This is a genomic window from Vibrio sp. 10N.247.310.24 (genome assembly GCF_041467175.1).
Classification (GTDB): Bacteria; Pseudomonadota; Gammaproteobacteria; order Enterobacterales; family Vibrionaceae; genus Vibrio; species Vibrio tasmaniensis_A.
The window spans coordinates 1-16,564 of the sequence record NZ_JBFSUD010000089.1 but is presented as its reverse complement, the minus strand read 5'-3'; the positions used below and the strand labels follow the sequence as shown (position 1 = coordinate 16,564).

Here is a 16,564-nt window from a genome sequence, read left to right as displayed (position 1 = left end):
ACAAAATCAACTCACCATTAATTAGTCAGTCATCGGTCGTGACACACTTTGGGGCGTGCGACGTGAAGTCGTATGAAGCGCTGTTCACCGCTTAACGAGTGAACCATTTGTATCACCAGATGAACCTAGGAGCCTGAATAAAGTAGCGGCTCTGACAATGTAACGAAGGTTGGCATTTGCCAATCGGGATCTAAATCGTGAGAGGACGATCCTCCTGATAACCACAATCGGGTGAGTGCTAGGTAGTCAGTATGATGAACATAAGTAAATCCGCGTAAGGTGCGTTATGTGATGAAACAGCGGAAGTGGTTAATACGCTGTAGCCAAAAGGCATGAGAGTCGGAAAGAGATTGCCCCATGCTCTTTCGTGATCATTGAACTCTTCGCACCATAGCGGGCATCTACCCTGACATTGCGCGACATACGGAACACGGTAAGCCTGTATCACTCCCTTTGGGAAAGCCTTTGTGGCCGATAGTGATGCAGGTATAGGAGGTTGGAAAAAGCGAAGGCTGCATTGTAACGATGCAGATACAGACTTGTGTCTGGTCACGAAAGTGAGCCCACTTCCGACTGGTCTCCCGTTGCGAGAGAATATGAAGAACTTTATTCAAGGAGAAACGCAAATGATGATTTCAAAAGAGATTAGTGCCTCTCCTGACAGCGCTCAATGGCAGTCAATCGACTGGAAAACCGTTGAAGCGCATGTATTAAAGCTCCAGATGCGTATCGCAAAGGCAACTCGAGAAGGTAAACACGGCAAAGTGAAAGCTTTGCAATGGATACTGACTCACTCGCGTTCAGCAAAACTTCTTGCTGTTAAGCGAGTATCTCAAAACAAAGGCAGTAAAACGTCTGGAATAGATGGTGTTATCTGGAATACAGATACACGCCGTATGAAAGCAGTGAATCAAATGAGTCGAAAAGCTTATCAAGCTAGACCGCTCAAGCGTATCTATATCCCCAAAAAGAATGGAAAACTTCGACCACTGGGTATCCCGTGCATGATAGATAGAGCGCAACAAGCGCTTCACCTATTAGCATTGGAGCCTGTGTCGGAAAGCCTTGCAGACCCTAACAGTTACGGTTTTCGACCAAGGCGAAGCACCGCTGATGCTATCGGGCAGTGTTTTATCTGCTTGAGTCAAAAGCGTTCAGCGCAATGGGTTCTTGAAGGGGACATCAAAGCCTGTTTCGACAAAATCGGGCATCAATGGCTGATGGACAATGTTGCCGTTGACAAGCGTATGTTGGGACAATGGCTAAAGTCTGGCTTTGTAGACAAAGGGCTATTTTACGACACCGATGAAGGTACGCCTCAAGGTGGGATTATATCCCCAACCTTGATGTTAATGACTCTCTCTGGTCTCGAACAGCAAATTAAGTCTACCGCTCTCAAAAAGGGAGCAAGAGCCAATTTTATTGGATACGCCGACGATTTCGTCGTCACTTGCGCTTCAAAGGAAGTGCTTGAGAACGATATCAAACCGTTGATTGCTGACTTCTTAGCGGAAAGAGGCTTAACACTCTCCGAAGAGAAAACGCACATCACTCACATCAATGATGGCTTTGATTTCCTAGGTTTTAATCATAGGAAGTATAAAGGAAAATTGCTCATTAAGCCGAGTAAATCCAACACGTTAATGTTCTTAAGTAATCTGCGTGAACTCATCAAAAAGCACGTAACCCTTCCAGTGAATGATCTTATCAAACTGATAAATCCGAAACTCAGGGGATGGTCGAACTACTATCGACACTGCGTGGCAAAACAGATATTCGGTTATGTCGGTCACAAACTATTCCATACGTTATGGCACTGGGCTAAAAGGCGTCATCCAACAAAGTCTAAAACTTGGATCGCCCTAAAATACTTCATCAACCGTAAAGGGCAATGGCAGTTTCACGGTTGGCAGAAGATCATGGATATGGATTGCCAGTTCAATCTGTTCCAAATAGCTAAAGTGCCGATAGAAAGACATGTGAAAATCCGAAATGGAGCGACACCATTTGACCCTCAATACCAAGAGTACTTGGCAAAGAGAAAGTCCAAAAGGCTAGCCCGTAACTCTTGGAAAGAGCCTGTCCCGACTGCGTTATAAGTTGCTGGGTATCATTTGATGCCTTTGTGGAGGCTTGAGCCTAGTGCAGTGAAAGTTGCACGCTGGGTTCTTAGGGAGACGGCACTTGGTAACAAGTGTCGTCCACCCGACAGAAATAATTCACGAAACAGGTTGTATCGTAATTGTGCAACAGGCTGTTGCACAATTAGAAGATTGGAGTTGTTGCAGAATTTTTAACAACTGATTTTTTCCTCGAAACCTTAGTAATTGATACTAGAAAAGGATGAATCCGAGTATTAAACCCACAACCATTATGATGATAGTGGTTAATGTCATATTGTTGTCGATCCATTCATCAAGCTTACTCATTCGGAGTTCCTCTTTCTTTGCTAATCATGTCAAAACCATGTTCAACACCATAAATTACTTCACGTAAAAGCGTCCTATTTGGTGAGTTCAAATTAGCAATGACTCGACCAATTTCATTGCCCAAGTCACAAAGTTCAATATCACCATCTGGAAGGCTATCAAGCGCTAACTTGAGGTTTGAAAGAAAAATATCAGGATTCAGCAAATCTGAACTAGGGTTATCTAAAACCTCATTTCGATCAGCCATGAAATCATCTGTAGCCAGTTCTACCTCATCGGCGAAGGATAGCCAATCAGGCTTTGTTTCACTCTTGGCAAGCAAATCACTGTGGGTATTATAAGGAGTCATCCCTTCTAGCAGCTCTTTTTCGGTCAACTTTTTCTTGCTCATCGCATACAACCTGACAGGATATTTAGATTAGTTGCAGTATAGCAAAATCAGCTAGACTGCCGTTAGAACGAATGCGTTGAAGCAAACTTTGGGGCATTTTCGAGCTAGAAAATGCCGTGTGTTAAAATTCAGGTTGTGACGATTTTGGACATTTATTTGCCAGCGCTTTCGCTAAATTAGCAAACCATCAATAACCACAGGTACGGCAAAACAAAAAAAGCCACTTTCCAGAGTAGGGAAAGTGGCCATGTATAAGTGGCTTAAATAACAATACTGTTTTACATAGCCAGCATATGCAATCGAGTTGAACGGGGCAACTGTCGCTAAAAATGATAATTGGACACTTTCGAGCTAGAAAGTGCCACGGGTAAAAATTCAACTTGAGAAGAGCTAGTGCGATGAGTAGCATCGCACTAGCAAAAGTATTGGTTTAGGTGCGCACTAAGTGCCGTTACGTTAAATTCAATTCAATTCAATTCAATTCAATTCATCACATTAAGCTACATATTGCCTTCTAACATTCAAAAAATCAGTTTAAGTCCTTGATATCATGTTGACCATGAAAGGTTAAATAGGCATAAATCAACGCTTTCTATACGACCTAAAGGAAATGATATTTATGGATAAATTTACAATACTTCAAGAACTTGGGGCGGGTGACTTTCAGCACCTAAACGGTTCATTGGAAGCACACTTGAAAGGAACTGAACAAGTTCTGATTAACTGGGGGAGTAGCGAGTTACTTCAAATCGCAGGTCTTTTTCATGCCGCATATGGAACAGCAGGTTTCGATGAAAACATGGTGTCGTTAAGCAAGCGCCAAGAAATAGCGCGAATTATTGGTAATGATGAAGAAGCATTGGTTTATTTGTATTGCTCATGCGACCGAGACTATGTATTCCCTCAATTTGGAAAAGCGCTAGAAATCCAATTTAAAGACAGATTTACTGGTTCAATATTCAAACTCGATAGTGCAACGGTAAAATTGTTTTGCGAGTTAACGGTCGCTAATGAGCTAGAGCTTGTTTATAGCAGTGAAGAGTTCAAGCTCAAATATGGTGCTGAGCTATTTGAACTGTTCCAAGGTATGGACAGCTACTTAAGCACCGAAGCTAGAAAGGCGTACAAATCAGCATTGTCGAATTTCGCATAACAACAACGGTTCAAGATGGATTCGCAACGCGTGGCGTTAGAAATCTTGCAGTTATTATTCCTATTATGTTCAATTGCATCCCCCTACAACGAAGAACTCTAGTTGCAAAGCAGCGAATGAACATCTTAGAGGTAACAGATATGGTTCAAACATACGGCTCCGAAGAAACAAAAGCCTTTTGTTGTAATTGCAAAAAGGTCACTCTTCATAAGTATCAAAGCTTTTCTAAAACAGCCGAAAGTAAGAAAAGTGAAGTTAAGGGGTTTTTCTCTGGTCTACTCGCTGCGATAGCTAGCGCTCTGATGGAAGGTGAACCAACGGGTGATTATAAGTGCAAAGTTTGTGGCACTAATCTACATACACCAGACCATTTAGACTAATACATAACTTGGTGAACACGTGAGTAAGGCTTGCTGAGATAATGTCTAGTCCAACTCAAAAAAAATCGATGTTCATTATTCTTATTATGGTAAATGTGTCTGTGTGCTATCAGAAATAGCCATTAGACCGCTTCAAACGCTCTCAGTGAAGATTTTCGACACTTGTTCAAGGCGGTATGCTTCAATAACGCCTTGTAAGTTTGCGACGCTTCAAGAGCGGTTTGTAGAGCAAAATTCATCGAGTTGCTTTGAACTAACAACTGCACTCTGATCCCTATTTTCGTACTTTATAAGCTTTGGGTTTCAGAATAGTTATGTTTGGGCAAAACCCATCCGACCGAGAGCGTGGCTTTTTGGGCGAAACTAACAAAGGGGCAAAAATGAGTTAGCATAGTCTAAAACTGACTCAATTCTTTTTCAGTTCTAACCATATATCTAGTGCAACATCATCAATTTCAGAACCAGTTATAGCAATAGGAACATTGCTGCAATTGTTCACCAGCATTAGTAGAACCATCACGGGAACGATATCTCCACTACAGCAGCAGAGAATGAGAGCAATCGTTCCACTCACTGCTACCACTAGTTCTGAAATAGAAAGCCAGACCCCTTTCTGAATCTGGCTCTGTAAGTGTTACGCGATACTACGCTGCTAGTTTTTCAGTATGTTCTCGGTTGTACTCTTCTAGCATGGAAACTGCTTCTTCAACCTCGATAGGATGGAAAATCAATGTCATATCGGCCATTGGGTATTTACGCACTAACCATGATAGGAGTGGCAACATACGTGGCGTTACAGGCAGTTTAGATTCCAGTAGCTTACGTCCCTTCGAGTTCGCTAAATCTTGTTTAGTGATACCTTCAATACCGTCAGCTTCAAACGTAGCGACCATCTTATCGTAATGACCTCGTGGAGCGCGTTTTGGAGCCTCTGGTAGCCCCCATTTACCTTGAGTGATAGATCGTAACATCTGTACCTTGAAAATGCCCTCTGAGCCATCTTCTAGGTATTTAACACCAGTTCCCTTGAGATAACTACGAACCTTGTAGAAGTCCATCCAATTGTCCCAATCTTCCATTGTCTTAAGGCAGTTGTTTACACGCCACTCGTCGAAGTAAGTACGAGCATCTAAACCCTCATCAACGGTATTCCATGGAACCGTATCGAACGATAAATGCTCTATCATTTCACCGCTTTTAGGGTGACGAACTTCCACCATACGAGGATTGACAGGACGACGCTTGAAGTCATATTCGAGGTTAAGTGTCTGTTCAGTGTGGATAGAAATAAGGTCGAGTTCTTTTAGCCATTGGTCACGTGCTGATACTAAGTGTTTACGCGCAACTTTCTGACCGGGATAACGATCTAAGAACAGCTCAACCATCCACTCATTTTCATCAACGCCTTTCGGTGCTTTTACCCCTGCTTTAGCACATACCGGTTTTGTATCACCTAATTCAGCAGTCAATTGTCCACGAGTCTTCATAGAGATAATCTGTTTAGCATGGTGCTTTAGTTGCATCATGTCTTCGCCACTAACTTCAGTGCAGATTTGCTGGAACCGGCGTGCTAATGGACCATCTAAACATTGCTCTAGTTGCTCTTGTGTGGCATTACAAAGCCAGCCGTCTGTTGTGGCTGAGATTATCTTAATGTCATCGCCGTAACGCTCGCAAAGCTTGCCGATAACCTCAAGCATGGTAGCGCGAACATAAGACGTACAATAAGCCCCATAGTGCGCGTTAGTCACTGGTGAATATGGGATGTTCTTACTCAATCCTGTAGCAAGATCGAACCCTTTAGTGTGGCTGGAGGTTCCCTGGAGTGTTTTGCCATAAAGTGAGTTGCCTACCAACTTCCATAGCCCGCTGTACAGCTCATTCCCTTCTTTTTTGTACTTGGAACGTTGCTTACGAATGATAGTAGTGAAGTCCTTATACATAGATGTAGAACCTTCAACCCAAGGGATTACCATTCCATGCAAGATCTCAATTTCACACCCAATATCATGTGCCAGTTGAAGCTCTGGCGACGTTACATAAGTTTCCCCTTCCATCGGATAATAAATGCCACGAAGATCGGTTCGACAAGGCATGACAGGAAATAGGATACCGTCTGGGTGTTTAAAGCGAACATACGCAAAGCCCATGGTATCACCTAGATAGTCTTCAATATTCTTAGATTCGAAGGTATTAGGGTAATCGGCTTTTTTGGAATTTACTAAGCTGGTCGTGTACGCACCACTCAAATCATAATCAAAATAGTCACCTTTTTCAGATACCCCAAAGTAAGCTCCGAAATTACAACCACCAAACAAGGCTGAAACGGCAAGGTTATCGGTGTACTCTCGACTAACCGTTTTCGATATATCGTATGTGTTGCGAATAGCATTACTTTTTGCATGATAATACTGCTTTTTACGAGTCTCATATCCTAAAAAGTCATGCATTGCGGCTGTACTACCACACGTATGTCGGAACAACGACACACCAAGATTGCCTAATGTCGAAGGCAAGCTATTCAGCTCCAGACCAATATCTTCACGAAGGTCAACCAATGCGAACTTCTGCATCCGTAAACCATATTCCAAGGCAATATCCGCATCGCGAACCGCATACCGATTAAACAGACTAGTATCCTTACAATACAGGTCATCCATTCGCTCTATCATGTTGTCTGGTAGCGTCATTTTGGGGAAACCGCACTGCAATCCTAGCTCCTCAAGTGATGCCTTGCTACTCAACAAAGTTGTATCGATGAAGCGAAGCTTAGTTTCAAAAGCGTTGTTCGATGAAGAGTAGAACTTGGTGTTTTCTATTTTGTATTTACTGCGCCCGATGGAGTCCAGAGCGATACCGTAAGCACCGCGACCAGAGGTTACTGTACCTTGAACGACTGTTAGCGAGTTTTTATGGTTCTTGTTATTTTTACCGATGTTCCAAAACTCCTCGAAAGAAGCAATATCGGCACGAAGAAAATGAGCATAGATAAAAGTCTGCTCAGGCCATTCTTCGATGAAACCACGTGCTTTAGCTTTTATCAGTAATTCTTGGATGAATTTGTCAAAGCCGATCTTGTAACCTTTCTTGGTAAGCTGCTTACGCTTATCCATTTCATCTTCTTTCGACAGACCTTGATCACGACACTGCTTAATCAGTTTCGCCATGTCGGTATGTTTCACGCCGCTAAACGACTTATCACCAATGCGAACACTGTAGGAGTAGCAAAGAATATCGTTCTTACCCGTCTCATGGTTAAAGACCCACTCAGAGTCTATCGATATATGGATAGCTTTACCCTTACCACGCATTGCCGCCCATGGAGCAGATTTAATCCCCTCTAAGTATCGATTAATACGTTTATCTATTTCCTTTTTAGCTTCCTCACGTCCTCGCAGCTCAGCTTCGAACTTGCTAACTTGATCATCCAAAAGCAATGATTTGGTATCGAAGAATGTGGACTGCAGGAAGTCTTCTAATTCGTGCTCGGTTTCGCGCATCAATTGATAGGTTGTTTTTGGGGTAGTTTCTAACGTTTTCATCTTTATTTATCCATTCGTTAAAATAAAAAGACGAAGTACATCCATGACCGGACATACTTCGTCGGTTATCAGATATAGAAAGATTGGTAATAAAGAGGCGCTCGGAGATGAGACTAGTTTAGAAAAGGCTGGTATAGAATGGTGCGCACGAAGGCAGTGGTTTGCTAGACCGTATTACAGCGATATTATTCTTACTAAAACTTCGCTGTACGAGCCCATGACTTAACAAACTTGATTAGTTGCAAATAGCCAATGCTATCGACACCTTTCTTTTCAACGTTATTATTCATACAGGTACGCACATACTTCATTAAATAAGCAGATTGTTGCATTGTTCCATGTTCATCTTCGCAACTCTCGATACAGTGAGCGAGTAGTCCTCCCATTGTTCTGCGGTTACCCTGCGGACAATCTTGACCACATTTTTTGATCATTTCGATTAAGTCTTTCAGTTTCAGAGTGTTCATATCATTTACCTTCGTACGATTAGTGAGTAAATAGGATTTTAGTTAGATCAGGTTGTACAAACTTACCAGCTTCATAAGAAACCAGCGCATCATGTAACGCGTCAGCGACCTTCTCACGGGCTTCTAATTGGGAGATAGGCAGGAAGCTCAATATCGCATCACCCTCACCACGAATCAGAATGCCGTTATGATCTCGACCATTACAAGTCTCGACCGCCTCGATAGTAGAACAACGAACGTGATTACCTTTGCCTAGGTTGATAAAGCTATCTGAGTTGATCACCTCATCAGTACAAGCATCAGCATCGGCAACAGTTCTACCCTCTTTATCTGAAAGCTTTGCGTAGGAAACTTGTCGTCCTTTACCTTCGAGAAAAATAATTAAGTCTTCTAATCGAATAATTGAGGCAATTAATTTCATAGCTAGTGTGTTGCCATCTAGTGTCTGGATGAAACCTTTTTTCTGTGTCTTACGAGCCATTTTGTAGTCCTCTCGGGTGTTTAAAGAACGTTTAGCATACCCTTCAAAAATATATAATCAACACCGCAAAAGATATAACCCCTTGATTTAAAACAACTAAAAACATCAACAATGACTAAAAAAACCAAGAAAGTGAATAAGCAAATTTTAATCACGACGGTTTGCGCCCTCTTCTTGGCGTGAAACTTCTTCGAACAAAAAACATACGAAGTCTTTCTGAATGAATAATCAAGATGCCACTCGTTAAAATATTTTTTTTCTTTCTTGTTTGATCGAACAAATGTTGATCAATAAATCTCTTCTTATAGATTGGATATGTCTGAACAAAGTAAAGCTGTACTACTTAGAAGCAACAAAACCCAACCCTACTACACTAAATTTCAAACATTGTTTTTAGTGCAATGGGACAGTGCTGAATTTAGAACAGAATGAGCACAGCAATGACAAAGTGAATCATCGTGACTAGATAAAGAAACGAACATCAGCAACACTTCTACATTGCTAACACTGGTTGTGAAATTTATCTTTAATATCTTCGTAACTCGACATATCGAAGCCGTCGTCAATACGAACTCTGAATCATCAACGTAAGAAAAAAAGAAGCAGAGATACCCCCTACTCCTTCAATCACTAGAGAACGTCTAGCTCATCCAGAACACCACCGATTAAGGCTCCACTGACAAACCCGATTGCACCACCAAGCACAACACCTTGAGGGCCAAACCTAGCTCCAAGTGCAGTCCCGTACTGTGCGCCTTTCAATCCAGTTGAAACGCTAGGCTTAAACCATCGTTGTTGAAGCATGATTCGATCATATGCTTTCATCATGATTCTCCTTTCCTATATATGAAAAAGAGGCGTACTCAATTAAGAATACGCCCCCTTAGATTTTTACCAATGCAGCTTTAGTGAGAGTGACCGCACACCTGACAGCTACCATCATCATATGCACGCTCACCACATGCAGGACAGGTTGTAACTAATATTGTTATTGATTTAATCGCCATGTAAAGGCTCCTTCTTGTTGGTTTATTAGGGTGTTGCGGAGCTCATTGATACCTCAGCCTAGAGAGTTCCAATTTCGAAGCTGAGATATCGTGAGCCAAGCTCCGCAACAAAACTTATTGTGCTTTACCTTTCGGGGTATCAGAGCCGCATTGAGTTACATCAGTAACATGACCGTTCATGGTTCCGCAGACATCCGCTTTCCATTGCACGATAGCACCGTAAGATGATGTGTTCTGAATACCTGCTTTACCATTCCATTGTGGCTCTAGCAGTTCTTTCATTTTCGAGATATCGCCCGGATTACCACCGAACGTGCCACCTGCGAATACTGAAGATGCGAATAGCGAAGTTAGACCTAGCAGGATTATTGATGTTTTCATTGTTGTTTTTCCTTAAATACGTAATGACGCCGCTTATAAGAGACGGCGTTAACGTGATTGATGATTAGTTTAAAGAGGGTGAACGACAGGGTGTGTCGCTCGGATATAGAAATATTGAAATGATTGATGAATGCCTTGTAAGGCATACCTAGAGGTAACTAATGAAAGCTATAGCAATATCAGTAACCTTATGAAAATCCGCTAGAAATAATCAGGTTCTTTCTCAGTGCGACACCACCTGACGAGCGACCTATTTACAATGCGTAGGATGAAAGAACATGACACCCTAGCGAAAAGACTTGGCATTATCCTGACCCGTTTAAATACGGGTGAGAAGTTGCATCTGGATGATTTAAGTCGTGAATTTGGGGTAGCAAGAAGGACGTTAAATCGTGACTTCAATGAACGGTTAAATTACCTACCTATACAACGTGACGGAGCTTGTTACTCGTTAGACCCTAAGTTCTTAGGCAGACAGACCAATAATGAGCTATCTCTCCTGCTGTTAAACATGGGGTTCGATACTTTGTTTTCGGGTAAGCACTATCTAAGTAATGGCGTACTGAACAACAAAACCACACCACCTTTTCTCTTCAAGAACCCACAAGTAGAGGACATTAGTGAATGTGCTTCGGTGTTCGAGAAACTTATCGAATCGATACAACGACGAAACGTGATTAGCTTTAACCATGAAGGGAAAACCTACGATGAGTTTTTCGCATACAGGCTGATAAATGACTCCGGCTACTGGTACATCGCTGGGGCACAGAGAAACCGCTTAGAGTCTCTCAGAGTGGCTAAGATTCGTGAGTTAGTGCGTTACGAGGATAAATACTCTCCTGACTCTAGCGTTGAGCAGAAGCTAACTGGTTGTGGATATGAAGATGAACGACTCAATCCCGTTGAAGTTCTTATACAGATGAGTATTAAAGGGGTAGAAGCTTTCTTAAATGAAGGTAACTCTGATGACTTCCAAGTATTGAAAGAGCTGGATTCAGGGGATGTGTTCATTAGTCACGAAACCAAGAACATTTCAGAATTACTACGTCAACTTAAAACATGGTTACCTCATGTAGAGGTGCTCTCACCTGATTGGATACGTTACTTGTTGAAGCAAGAGCTCCAAACGTATCTAGACTCAACCAAGTAGAAGGCACTGAGCTGATTGAAGTACGTCGTTGGGCTTGTTGATGGTTCGTTGAGATGAAATGCAATCACCAAGACATAATGTCGTTTCTGTTCTCTGTTGTAGTCACTCCATGTCATAAAGAAACCACTATGCACCGGTTTTTAAGCTTTCGATGTTAGATATGGGAACTGGAGTGTTTTAATAAACTTCGAACCGATACCAGCTAAGGGAAGACTCAAAACGATGCTGTTTTTTAGCGAAGGTAACTAAACAGATAAATAACCTGCCACCTGGCTGGGTACTATTAATGATTTATCTATCAGTAAGCTCATAGCTCAGGCACCAATAAGATCTCACCAAATCATTATCCGCTAGATAAATTTTTTCCAAATTAGCACCACGAAATTCACTCCCATTGCCGCTGACGCAATGGGTGTTTCTATTACTCCATAAACCTTCCAACACGGTGCAACGGATGTACAATCCTTGAGTTAGGTTTATCAATTAAGTGCTAATACCCCATCACACATTCACCCGCATGAACTGATGAACAGGACAAAACCACAGAGCATTTTTCCTTTACTCACTCCGGTCAAGTTCCTGTTCATCACAACACTAATAAGCGCTATACATCTTCCGCCATTACCTTAATCTCATCGAAGCAGTCCATTGATAGATACGACAGAAAATTACTTTCCCACATCGAATAGAACTCAGCGACACTGGATTCAATAATGGGAACTTCTCCCATGTAACGGATGTAAGCCACACCATGACCAAAATCAAAGTCGATTTCTTTCTCAAGTTCAGGCATCAATCCGCAGTAGCTAAAATCAGTGATGTAATCAAAAACCCATTGGTCATTAAGCCTAGTGATACGGATCTCCACAGGGTGGTATCCTCCATCCTCAATTGAGTAAGCTCTATTTCTAACATTTATCGTTATTACTTGAGTTGAGGACGAAACCTTTCCAGACTCGTTACAAATCCGGTTTAAAGCATTTTGAAGGTCTATGCTAATAGGCAGCACGAATCGCTCAACATCAAATTGAAGAGTTAAGTTCATATAAATTCTCATTGTAATAATTAAGTAAACCGCCTCAGGACGAGGCTAGGTATAAAGGATTAATCAGGGTTAGAGGCTAGTGCTCGAAGCTCTGTTTTCACCACTTCATAGCGTTCAGACACCTGATGTAAGAACACATTATCGGGTACAGGATCAAGGATAGAGATAGTTCGCAGGATAGCCGCTAAGAACCCACTTGAATTACTACTTCCACCTGTTATTACTGGCTTCAACGCTGTCGACTTGAGGGTTTTACCTACTTGATCATCGAGCAGTGCAAAGATAGCTTCAAGGCGTACCCAGCTGTTCGAGAACAATCCTGACGACGAGTTTTTAGAAACACGTATATAGAACTCCTGATCATCTTCTTTATAGGCAATCTGGTACTCTAGAAAGCTCTCAGACTTAGGACTAAGCTTTGGACTCTGCCCTTCTTTAACAATGGTGAACAGATCAACCTCGTTCTCCTTTTCAACTTTTTGGCTCATACAAATTCCTCCTTATTCAGCCAATTCGATGAGCATTTTCATCGCTTGGGTAGTATTACTCGTGGAACCCATAACAAAACTCCCACTTCCATCGTCAGCATGGACACAGCACGCAAAGACATAGGGTTCAGTCTCGTCTGGTAGCAAAATGACAAACTCAGGGTTTTCTATCGCATAAGACAGAATGACCTCGGTATCTTCATCTACGTCAGCTAAGTCTTGATCAGTATCACCTCGCTCAATCAAGATCAGGCAGGTGGAAACTTCCTCCCAAAATTTCTCAGCCTCATCACGATCACCAGACCAAGGAAGCAATAGTTGATGCATCAATTGCTCTTTAATCGGTAAAGGCAACTCCAACTGTTCAGCATCAATAAGGCTTTTCACGACTTTCATTGAATCTCTCCATCTAAATTCCAGATACAAAAAAGCCCCTGAATAGAACTAACTATTCAGGGGCTATCGACTAAATCTTAATATTAATTTTCAAATGACTTAGGTTCGGGTAGAACTAGATTCTCACTAGCTCTTTCAACCATATCAGACAGGGCATTCGCTCCACGCTCTAGTGCTGACCTATCAAAGTGCCTATAATGCAAGGTGCTTGAAATATCGCTATGGTTAAGAAAACGCTGTACTGATGTAGCATCTAGACCGCTATGATTCAGAAGGTTGGAGCAGGCAGAATGTCTACTGGTATGGAACACAACCCCGTCAGGATCAATCCCCGCCCTCTCTAGTATCAACTTCAAAGCTTTACGTGGTGGTGAGATATGTGTCCCTTCACGACTACCAGGAAATATATAGAGATTCCCCGGTTGCTTTAAGTCCCTAAGCTCATAGAGCAACTCTAACATCAGGTCAGATAGATAAATTTGATGCGATTTCTTGTTCTTAGTGGTTTTAATAAATAACGTTCGATTATCAAAGTCAACGTCCTGCCATTGTCTCTCAAGTAGCTCAGAGTATTAAAAAGGGCTAGTAACCGACTAAAAAACGTCTTTGATATAGTTAAAGGGGAAGATGAGCTTGATTTAAAGTCTAGCATGGAGATTTTAGGGGCTCAGGTTATAACTATTTGCTACCTATATTACTCGTGTGGAAAAACTGCCGACGAGATCAGCTTCGGATTAGATTATACGAAAAATATTCGCTTACCTGACAACGTACCTGACAACGATACTGAAGACGAGTTCAAACCCTTTAGAACTATGTATACCCCGACTATCGAACTCATTGAATATTGCTGTGGTAAACGACACTTAGTTCCTGATATCGACGCTATCGGACATGTACTTTCAAAGCCCTGCCCTATTGATAGGTTTATGTTTGAAAGACCATACCAATTAGATGAATCAACATTCTTAGATTTACTACAACAAACTGAAACCTATATCTTTCACCAAAAAAGTGTGTCACTTGTTAAGTGGTTCCAAGCGTGTGAAAACTACAGATACTTATTGGAAAATGGCTTTATCAGTGACGATGTTAAACAGTTTCTTGAACAAGTCGAAAAACTTGCCGATCAGAAACTCTTTGACGGCACTGAGCTCAGCAGAAGAACTCATAACTTAAACTTGTCAACAGAACTAATAGAAAATTTATTCGAGTATCATAAGACTCGCTGGTTAGCTTCAAACAGCGAAGTTTTAAATAACTCACTTTATACGAGAACCAAAGAATCCTGGGCTAACGTCGATTCAGAGTTTTACAACAAACATCGTTCAGGCCCCTTTATCAAGCTGTTTTCTACAGGTCAATGGATCGAAGCTATAGATAATTGGTCAACTAAAGATATAGGGTTATTTTCGAACTACCTATTTGAAGCATACAGACCAGTCAACATAGCCAGTTTCTTCCGAGAAGATATAAATACAATGAAGAAGCTAACAGAGAAATTATCAAATCAGATCGAGCAAATGGATGCAGGATTATCGAAGGGAAGCCGGATTCTTGTTATCAAGGCTCTAAAATACGGTTTAACCAAAATGTCAGAGAGTGAGGAAACTTCTGTAACTAAAAGTTGAACACGGTGGTCTGCTAATTTCATCAGGATTTATGGATATTGTGAGGCTCTGGGATAAATATCAGAAGCCGTCTTTAGCAATAGTATATTGCGGTCATTCTCGATTAGCTTAGCGTTGTGATCTCACTTCTAATCATCACCACAACATCAATAAACAAACATCGGCAACACTCCTACATTGCTATAACAAGGACTGAGATTTATCGTTGGATATCAGTACAGTCAAAGGTTACAGCATATACTAATGACGAAAATCATAACTCCATGGTCGTTTACGTACTATCTACAGGTTGGCTTTTACTGAAACAGCCTTTAACCTGATACAACTTAAACAACTAGAAAAAACATACCATGCTGATTTTCAACTGTACTAAAGCTGCTAGTGATTTCTTCACCGTAACTCGAAAAGGAGAAAAGATATCACCAATCGATCCTACTCCCTGTAAATTGATATCAGATGATATCTACCATCTAAAAGATAACGACGGCAATACGCCCAAAGAAATCAGCGAATGGTTAGTACATGTGATCAGAGTCCAGCGTAAACCTATTATCTTTGCTATAGAGAAGGATACTCGCTATGTAATGACCTTCGTAGACCTGAAGAAAGGTGAGCACCAACGATTTATCACTGACTTTATTGAACGTATAGCCAACTTAGTACAGTATTTTGGCGAAGATCTAATGATCATGAATGATGATACTTTTGACCCGATGTTGAAGAAATTCTTAAGGTTGAATAACGAGTACCGCTTCTTTACTCGTTCGGACAGAAGTTTACAGTCACATCTCAACGAAATAACTTGGTTCTTTAAGGATACAGCTGAGAACTCCGGATGCTTGCCTGATACTGAACAAGTTATGTGCTTTGATGCGGATATGAATAGCATGCCTAAGCAATATAAAGGGCTTAAGGACATGATCTATCCTGCGAACCAGATGTTGTTTCATTGGTTACGAAACTACTGTGAATACGATGAAAAGCAAGTTAGAAGTATCTCTGAGCGTATACGACAACTTAAGCAATCTATGTCGGGAGATCTCACCACCTTAGAGATGAATACCGTTAACGAAGAGTGGGATATCGAAAATCAGTCAGGGTGCATACCAAATAATGTAATCGTATTTCCTACCAAACCATAAATATTATATCGGCCACCGACTCCAACTACATGACCGGATATGGACCATACCGTTGTCGAATTTCTATGAAAGGTGTTTGTTGGCAATATTCACCCTAAGTAGCCGCAAGCGCTATTCATAGCTGTATAGCTCACCACGAGGTTGAAGCTGAAAGTTCAGGATATGTGCCGGAAGTATTTTGGAGAGGCTTTATGAGCGCTTCTGATGAGCTTTTGATGGGGTTGATAGGTAGGAGATCTGAAAATCTCTATTTTTCATAATACTAGATGGCAAAAAGCCTCAACCGAAGTTGAGGCTTTTCATATCCCCTAAGGGAAGATGTGGCAGGGGTGGAGAGATTCGAACTCCCAACACGCGGATTTGGAATCCGCTGCTCTGCCAATTGGAGCTACACCCCTATTTCAGTTTTAAAGAGCTGAACCTCTGAATAAGTGGCGGAGTGGACGGGACTCGAACCCGCGACCCCCGGCGTGACAGGCCG

At 41.7% G+C, this 16,564-nt stretch carries 15 protein-coding genes, 1 tRNA gene and 1 pseudogene; 6 read left to right on the top strand and 11 right to left on the bottom strand.

From position 1 onward, the window contains the following. Window positions 1-626: 626 nt before the first annotated feature. A complete protein-coding gene (ltrA, locus tag AB6E08_RS19880; RefSeq protein ID WP_372066868.1) occupies window positions 627-2,099 on the top strand; it encodes a group II intron reverse transcriptase/maturase in 1,473 nt (490 codons plus the stop codon). 322 nt (window positions 2,100-2,421) lie between these two features. Here the strand turns inward: ltrA and AB6E08_RS19875 are convergent, their stop codons facing one another. Then, a complete protein-coding gene (locus AB6E08_RS19875) occupies window positions 2,422-2,820 on the bottom strand; it encodes a hypothetical protein (protein WP_108173229.1) in 399 nt (132 codons plus the stop codon). Window positions 2,821-3,439: 619 nt separating this feature from the next. On the opposite strand from AB6E08_RS19875, the gene AB6E08_RS19870 reads away from it, so the two are divergent. Then, window positions 3,440-3,973, top strand: coding sequence for a DUF6817 domain-containing protein (locus tag AB6E08_RS19870; RefSeq protein WP_372066864.1), 534 nt, complete (start codon window positions 3,440-3,442; stop codon window positions 3,971-3,973). Between the two features lie 140 nt (window positions 3,974-4,113). After that, window positions 4,114-4,353 (top strand): hypothetical protein, encoded by a 240-nt coding sequence (locus AB6E08_RS19865; protein ID WP_065103172.1) that lies wholly within the window; start codon window positions 4,114-4,116, stop codon window positions 4,351-4,353. A 644-nt stretch (window positions 4,354-4,997) separates the two neighbouring features. Here AB6E08_RS19865 and AB6E08_RS19860 read toward each other — a convergent pair. The 5 genes from AB6E08_RS19860 to AB6E08_RS19840 all read right to left on the bottom strand — a co-directional run bounded on the left by AB6E08_RS19860 (window position 4,998) and on the right by AB6E08_RS19840 (window position 10,231). Beyond that, a complete protein-coding gene (locus tag AB6E08_RS19860) occupies window positions 4,998-7,895 on the bottom strand; it encodes a DNA polymerase (RefSeq protein ID WP_372066860.1) in 2,898 nt (965 codons plus the stop codon). 194 nt (window positions 7,896-8,089) lie between these two features. Further along, window positions 8,090-8,362 carry a hypothetical protein gene (locus AB6E08_RS19855; RefSeq protein WP_017099699.1) on the bottom strand — a complete coding sequence of 91 codons (273 nt, stop codon included), beginning with the start codon at window positions 8,360-8,362 and terminating at the stop codon, window positions 8,090-8,092. 19 nt (window positions 8,363-8,381) lie between these two features. Next, window positions 8,382-8,843, bottom strand: coding sequence for a hypothetical protein (locus tag AB6E08_RS19850; RefSeq protein ID WP_017099698.1), 462 nt, complete (start codon window positions 8,841-8,843; stop codon window positions 8,382-8,384). 630 nt (window positions 8,844-9,473) lie between these two features. Then, window positions 9,474-9,671: a hypothetical protein gene (locus AB6E08_RS19845; RefSeq protein WP_370736704.1), complete on the bottom strand. Its 198-nt coding sequence runs from the start codon at window positions 9,669-9,671 to the stop codon at window positions 9,474-9,476. 293 nt (window positions 9,672-9,964) lie between these two features. Then, entirely contained in the window at window positions 9,965-10,231 is a 267-nt protein-coding gene (locus AB6E08_RS19840) for a hypothetical protein (RefSeq protein WP_372066856.1), read from the bottom strand. Between the two features lie 268 nt (window positions 10,232-10,499). On the opposite strand from AB6E08_RS19840, the gene AB6E08_RS19835 reads away from it, so the two are divergent. Continuing rightward, on the top strand, window positions 10,500-11,381 hold the full coding sequence (locus AB6E08_RS19835) for a helix-turn-helix transcriptional regulator (protein ID WP_372066853.1): 882 nt from the start codon (window positions 10,500-10,502) through the stop codon (window positions 11,379-11,381). Between the two features lie 604 nt (window positions 11,382-11,985). Here the strand turns inward: AB6E08_RS19835 and AB6E08_RS19830 are convergent. From AB6E08_RS19830 to AB6E08_RS19815, 4 genes and pseudogenes are all read right to left on the bottom strand, one after another. After that, window positions 11,986-12,426, bottom strand: a complete 441-nt coding sequence (locus tag AB6E08_RS19830; protein ID WP_372066850.1) for a DUF2787 family protein — start codon at window positions 12,424-12,426, stop codon at window positions 11,986-11,988. A 59-nt stretch (window positions 12,427-12,485) separates the two neighbouring features. After that, window positions 12,486-12,914 (bottom strand): hypothetical protein, encoded by a 429-nt coding sequence (locus tag AB6E08_RS19825; protein ID WP_065679821.1) that lies wholly within the window; start codon window positions 12,912-12,914, stop codon window positions 12,486-12,488. A gap of 12 nt (window positions 12,915-12,926) precedes the next feature. Further along, window positions 12,927-13,310 (bottom strand): hypothetical protein, encoded by a 384-nt coding sequence (locus AB6E08_RS19820; RefSeq protein WP_065679822.1) that lies wholly within the window; start codon window positions 13,308-13,310, stop codon window positions 12,927-12,929. An 83-nt stretch (window positions 13,311-13,393) separates the two neighbouring features. Continuing rightward, a pseudogene (locus tag AB6E08_RS19815) lies at window positions 13,394-13,867 on the bottom strand (tyrosine-type recombinase/integrase); the annotation flags it as partial. A 93-nt stretch (window positions 13,868-13,960) separates the two neighbouring features. On the opposite strand from AB6E08_RS19815, the gene AB6E08_RS19810 reads away from it, so the two are divergent. Together AB6E08_RS19810 and AB6E08_RS19805 are read left to right on the top strand one after the other, a co-directional pair. Then, window positions 13,961-14,941 carry a hypothetical protein gene (locus AB6E08_RS19810; RefSeq protein WP_372066847.1) on the top strand — a complete coding sequence of 327 codons (981 nt, stop codon included), beginning with the start codon at window positions 13,961-13,963 and terminating at the stop codon, window positions 14,939-14,941. Between the two features lie 350 nt (window positions 14,942-15,291). Then, window positions 15,292-16,083, top strand: coding sequence for a DUF6933 domain-containing protein (locus AB6E08_RS19805; RefSeq protein WP_371708602.1), 792 nt, complete (start codon window positions 15,292-15,294; stop codon window positions 16,081-16,083). Between the two features lie 321 nt (window positions 16,084-16,404). On the opposite strand, the gene AB6E08_RS19800 is transcribed toward AB6E08_RS19805, so the two are convergent. After that, a tRNA-Trp gene (locus AB6E08_RS19800) sits at window positions 16,405-16,481 on the bottom strand. Window positions 16,482-16,564: the final 83 nt, after the last annotated feature.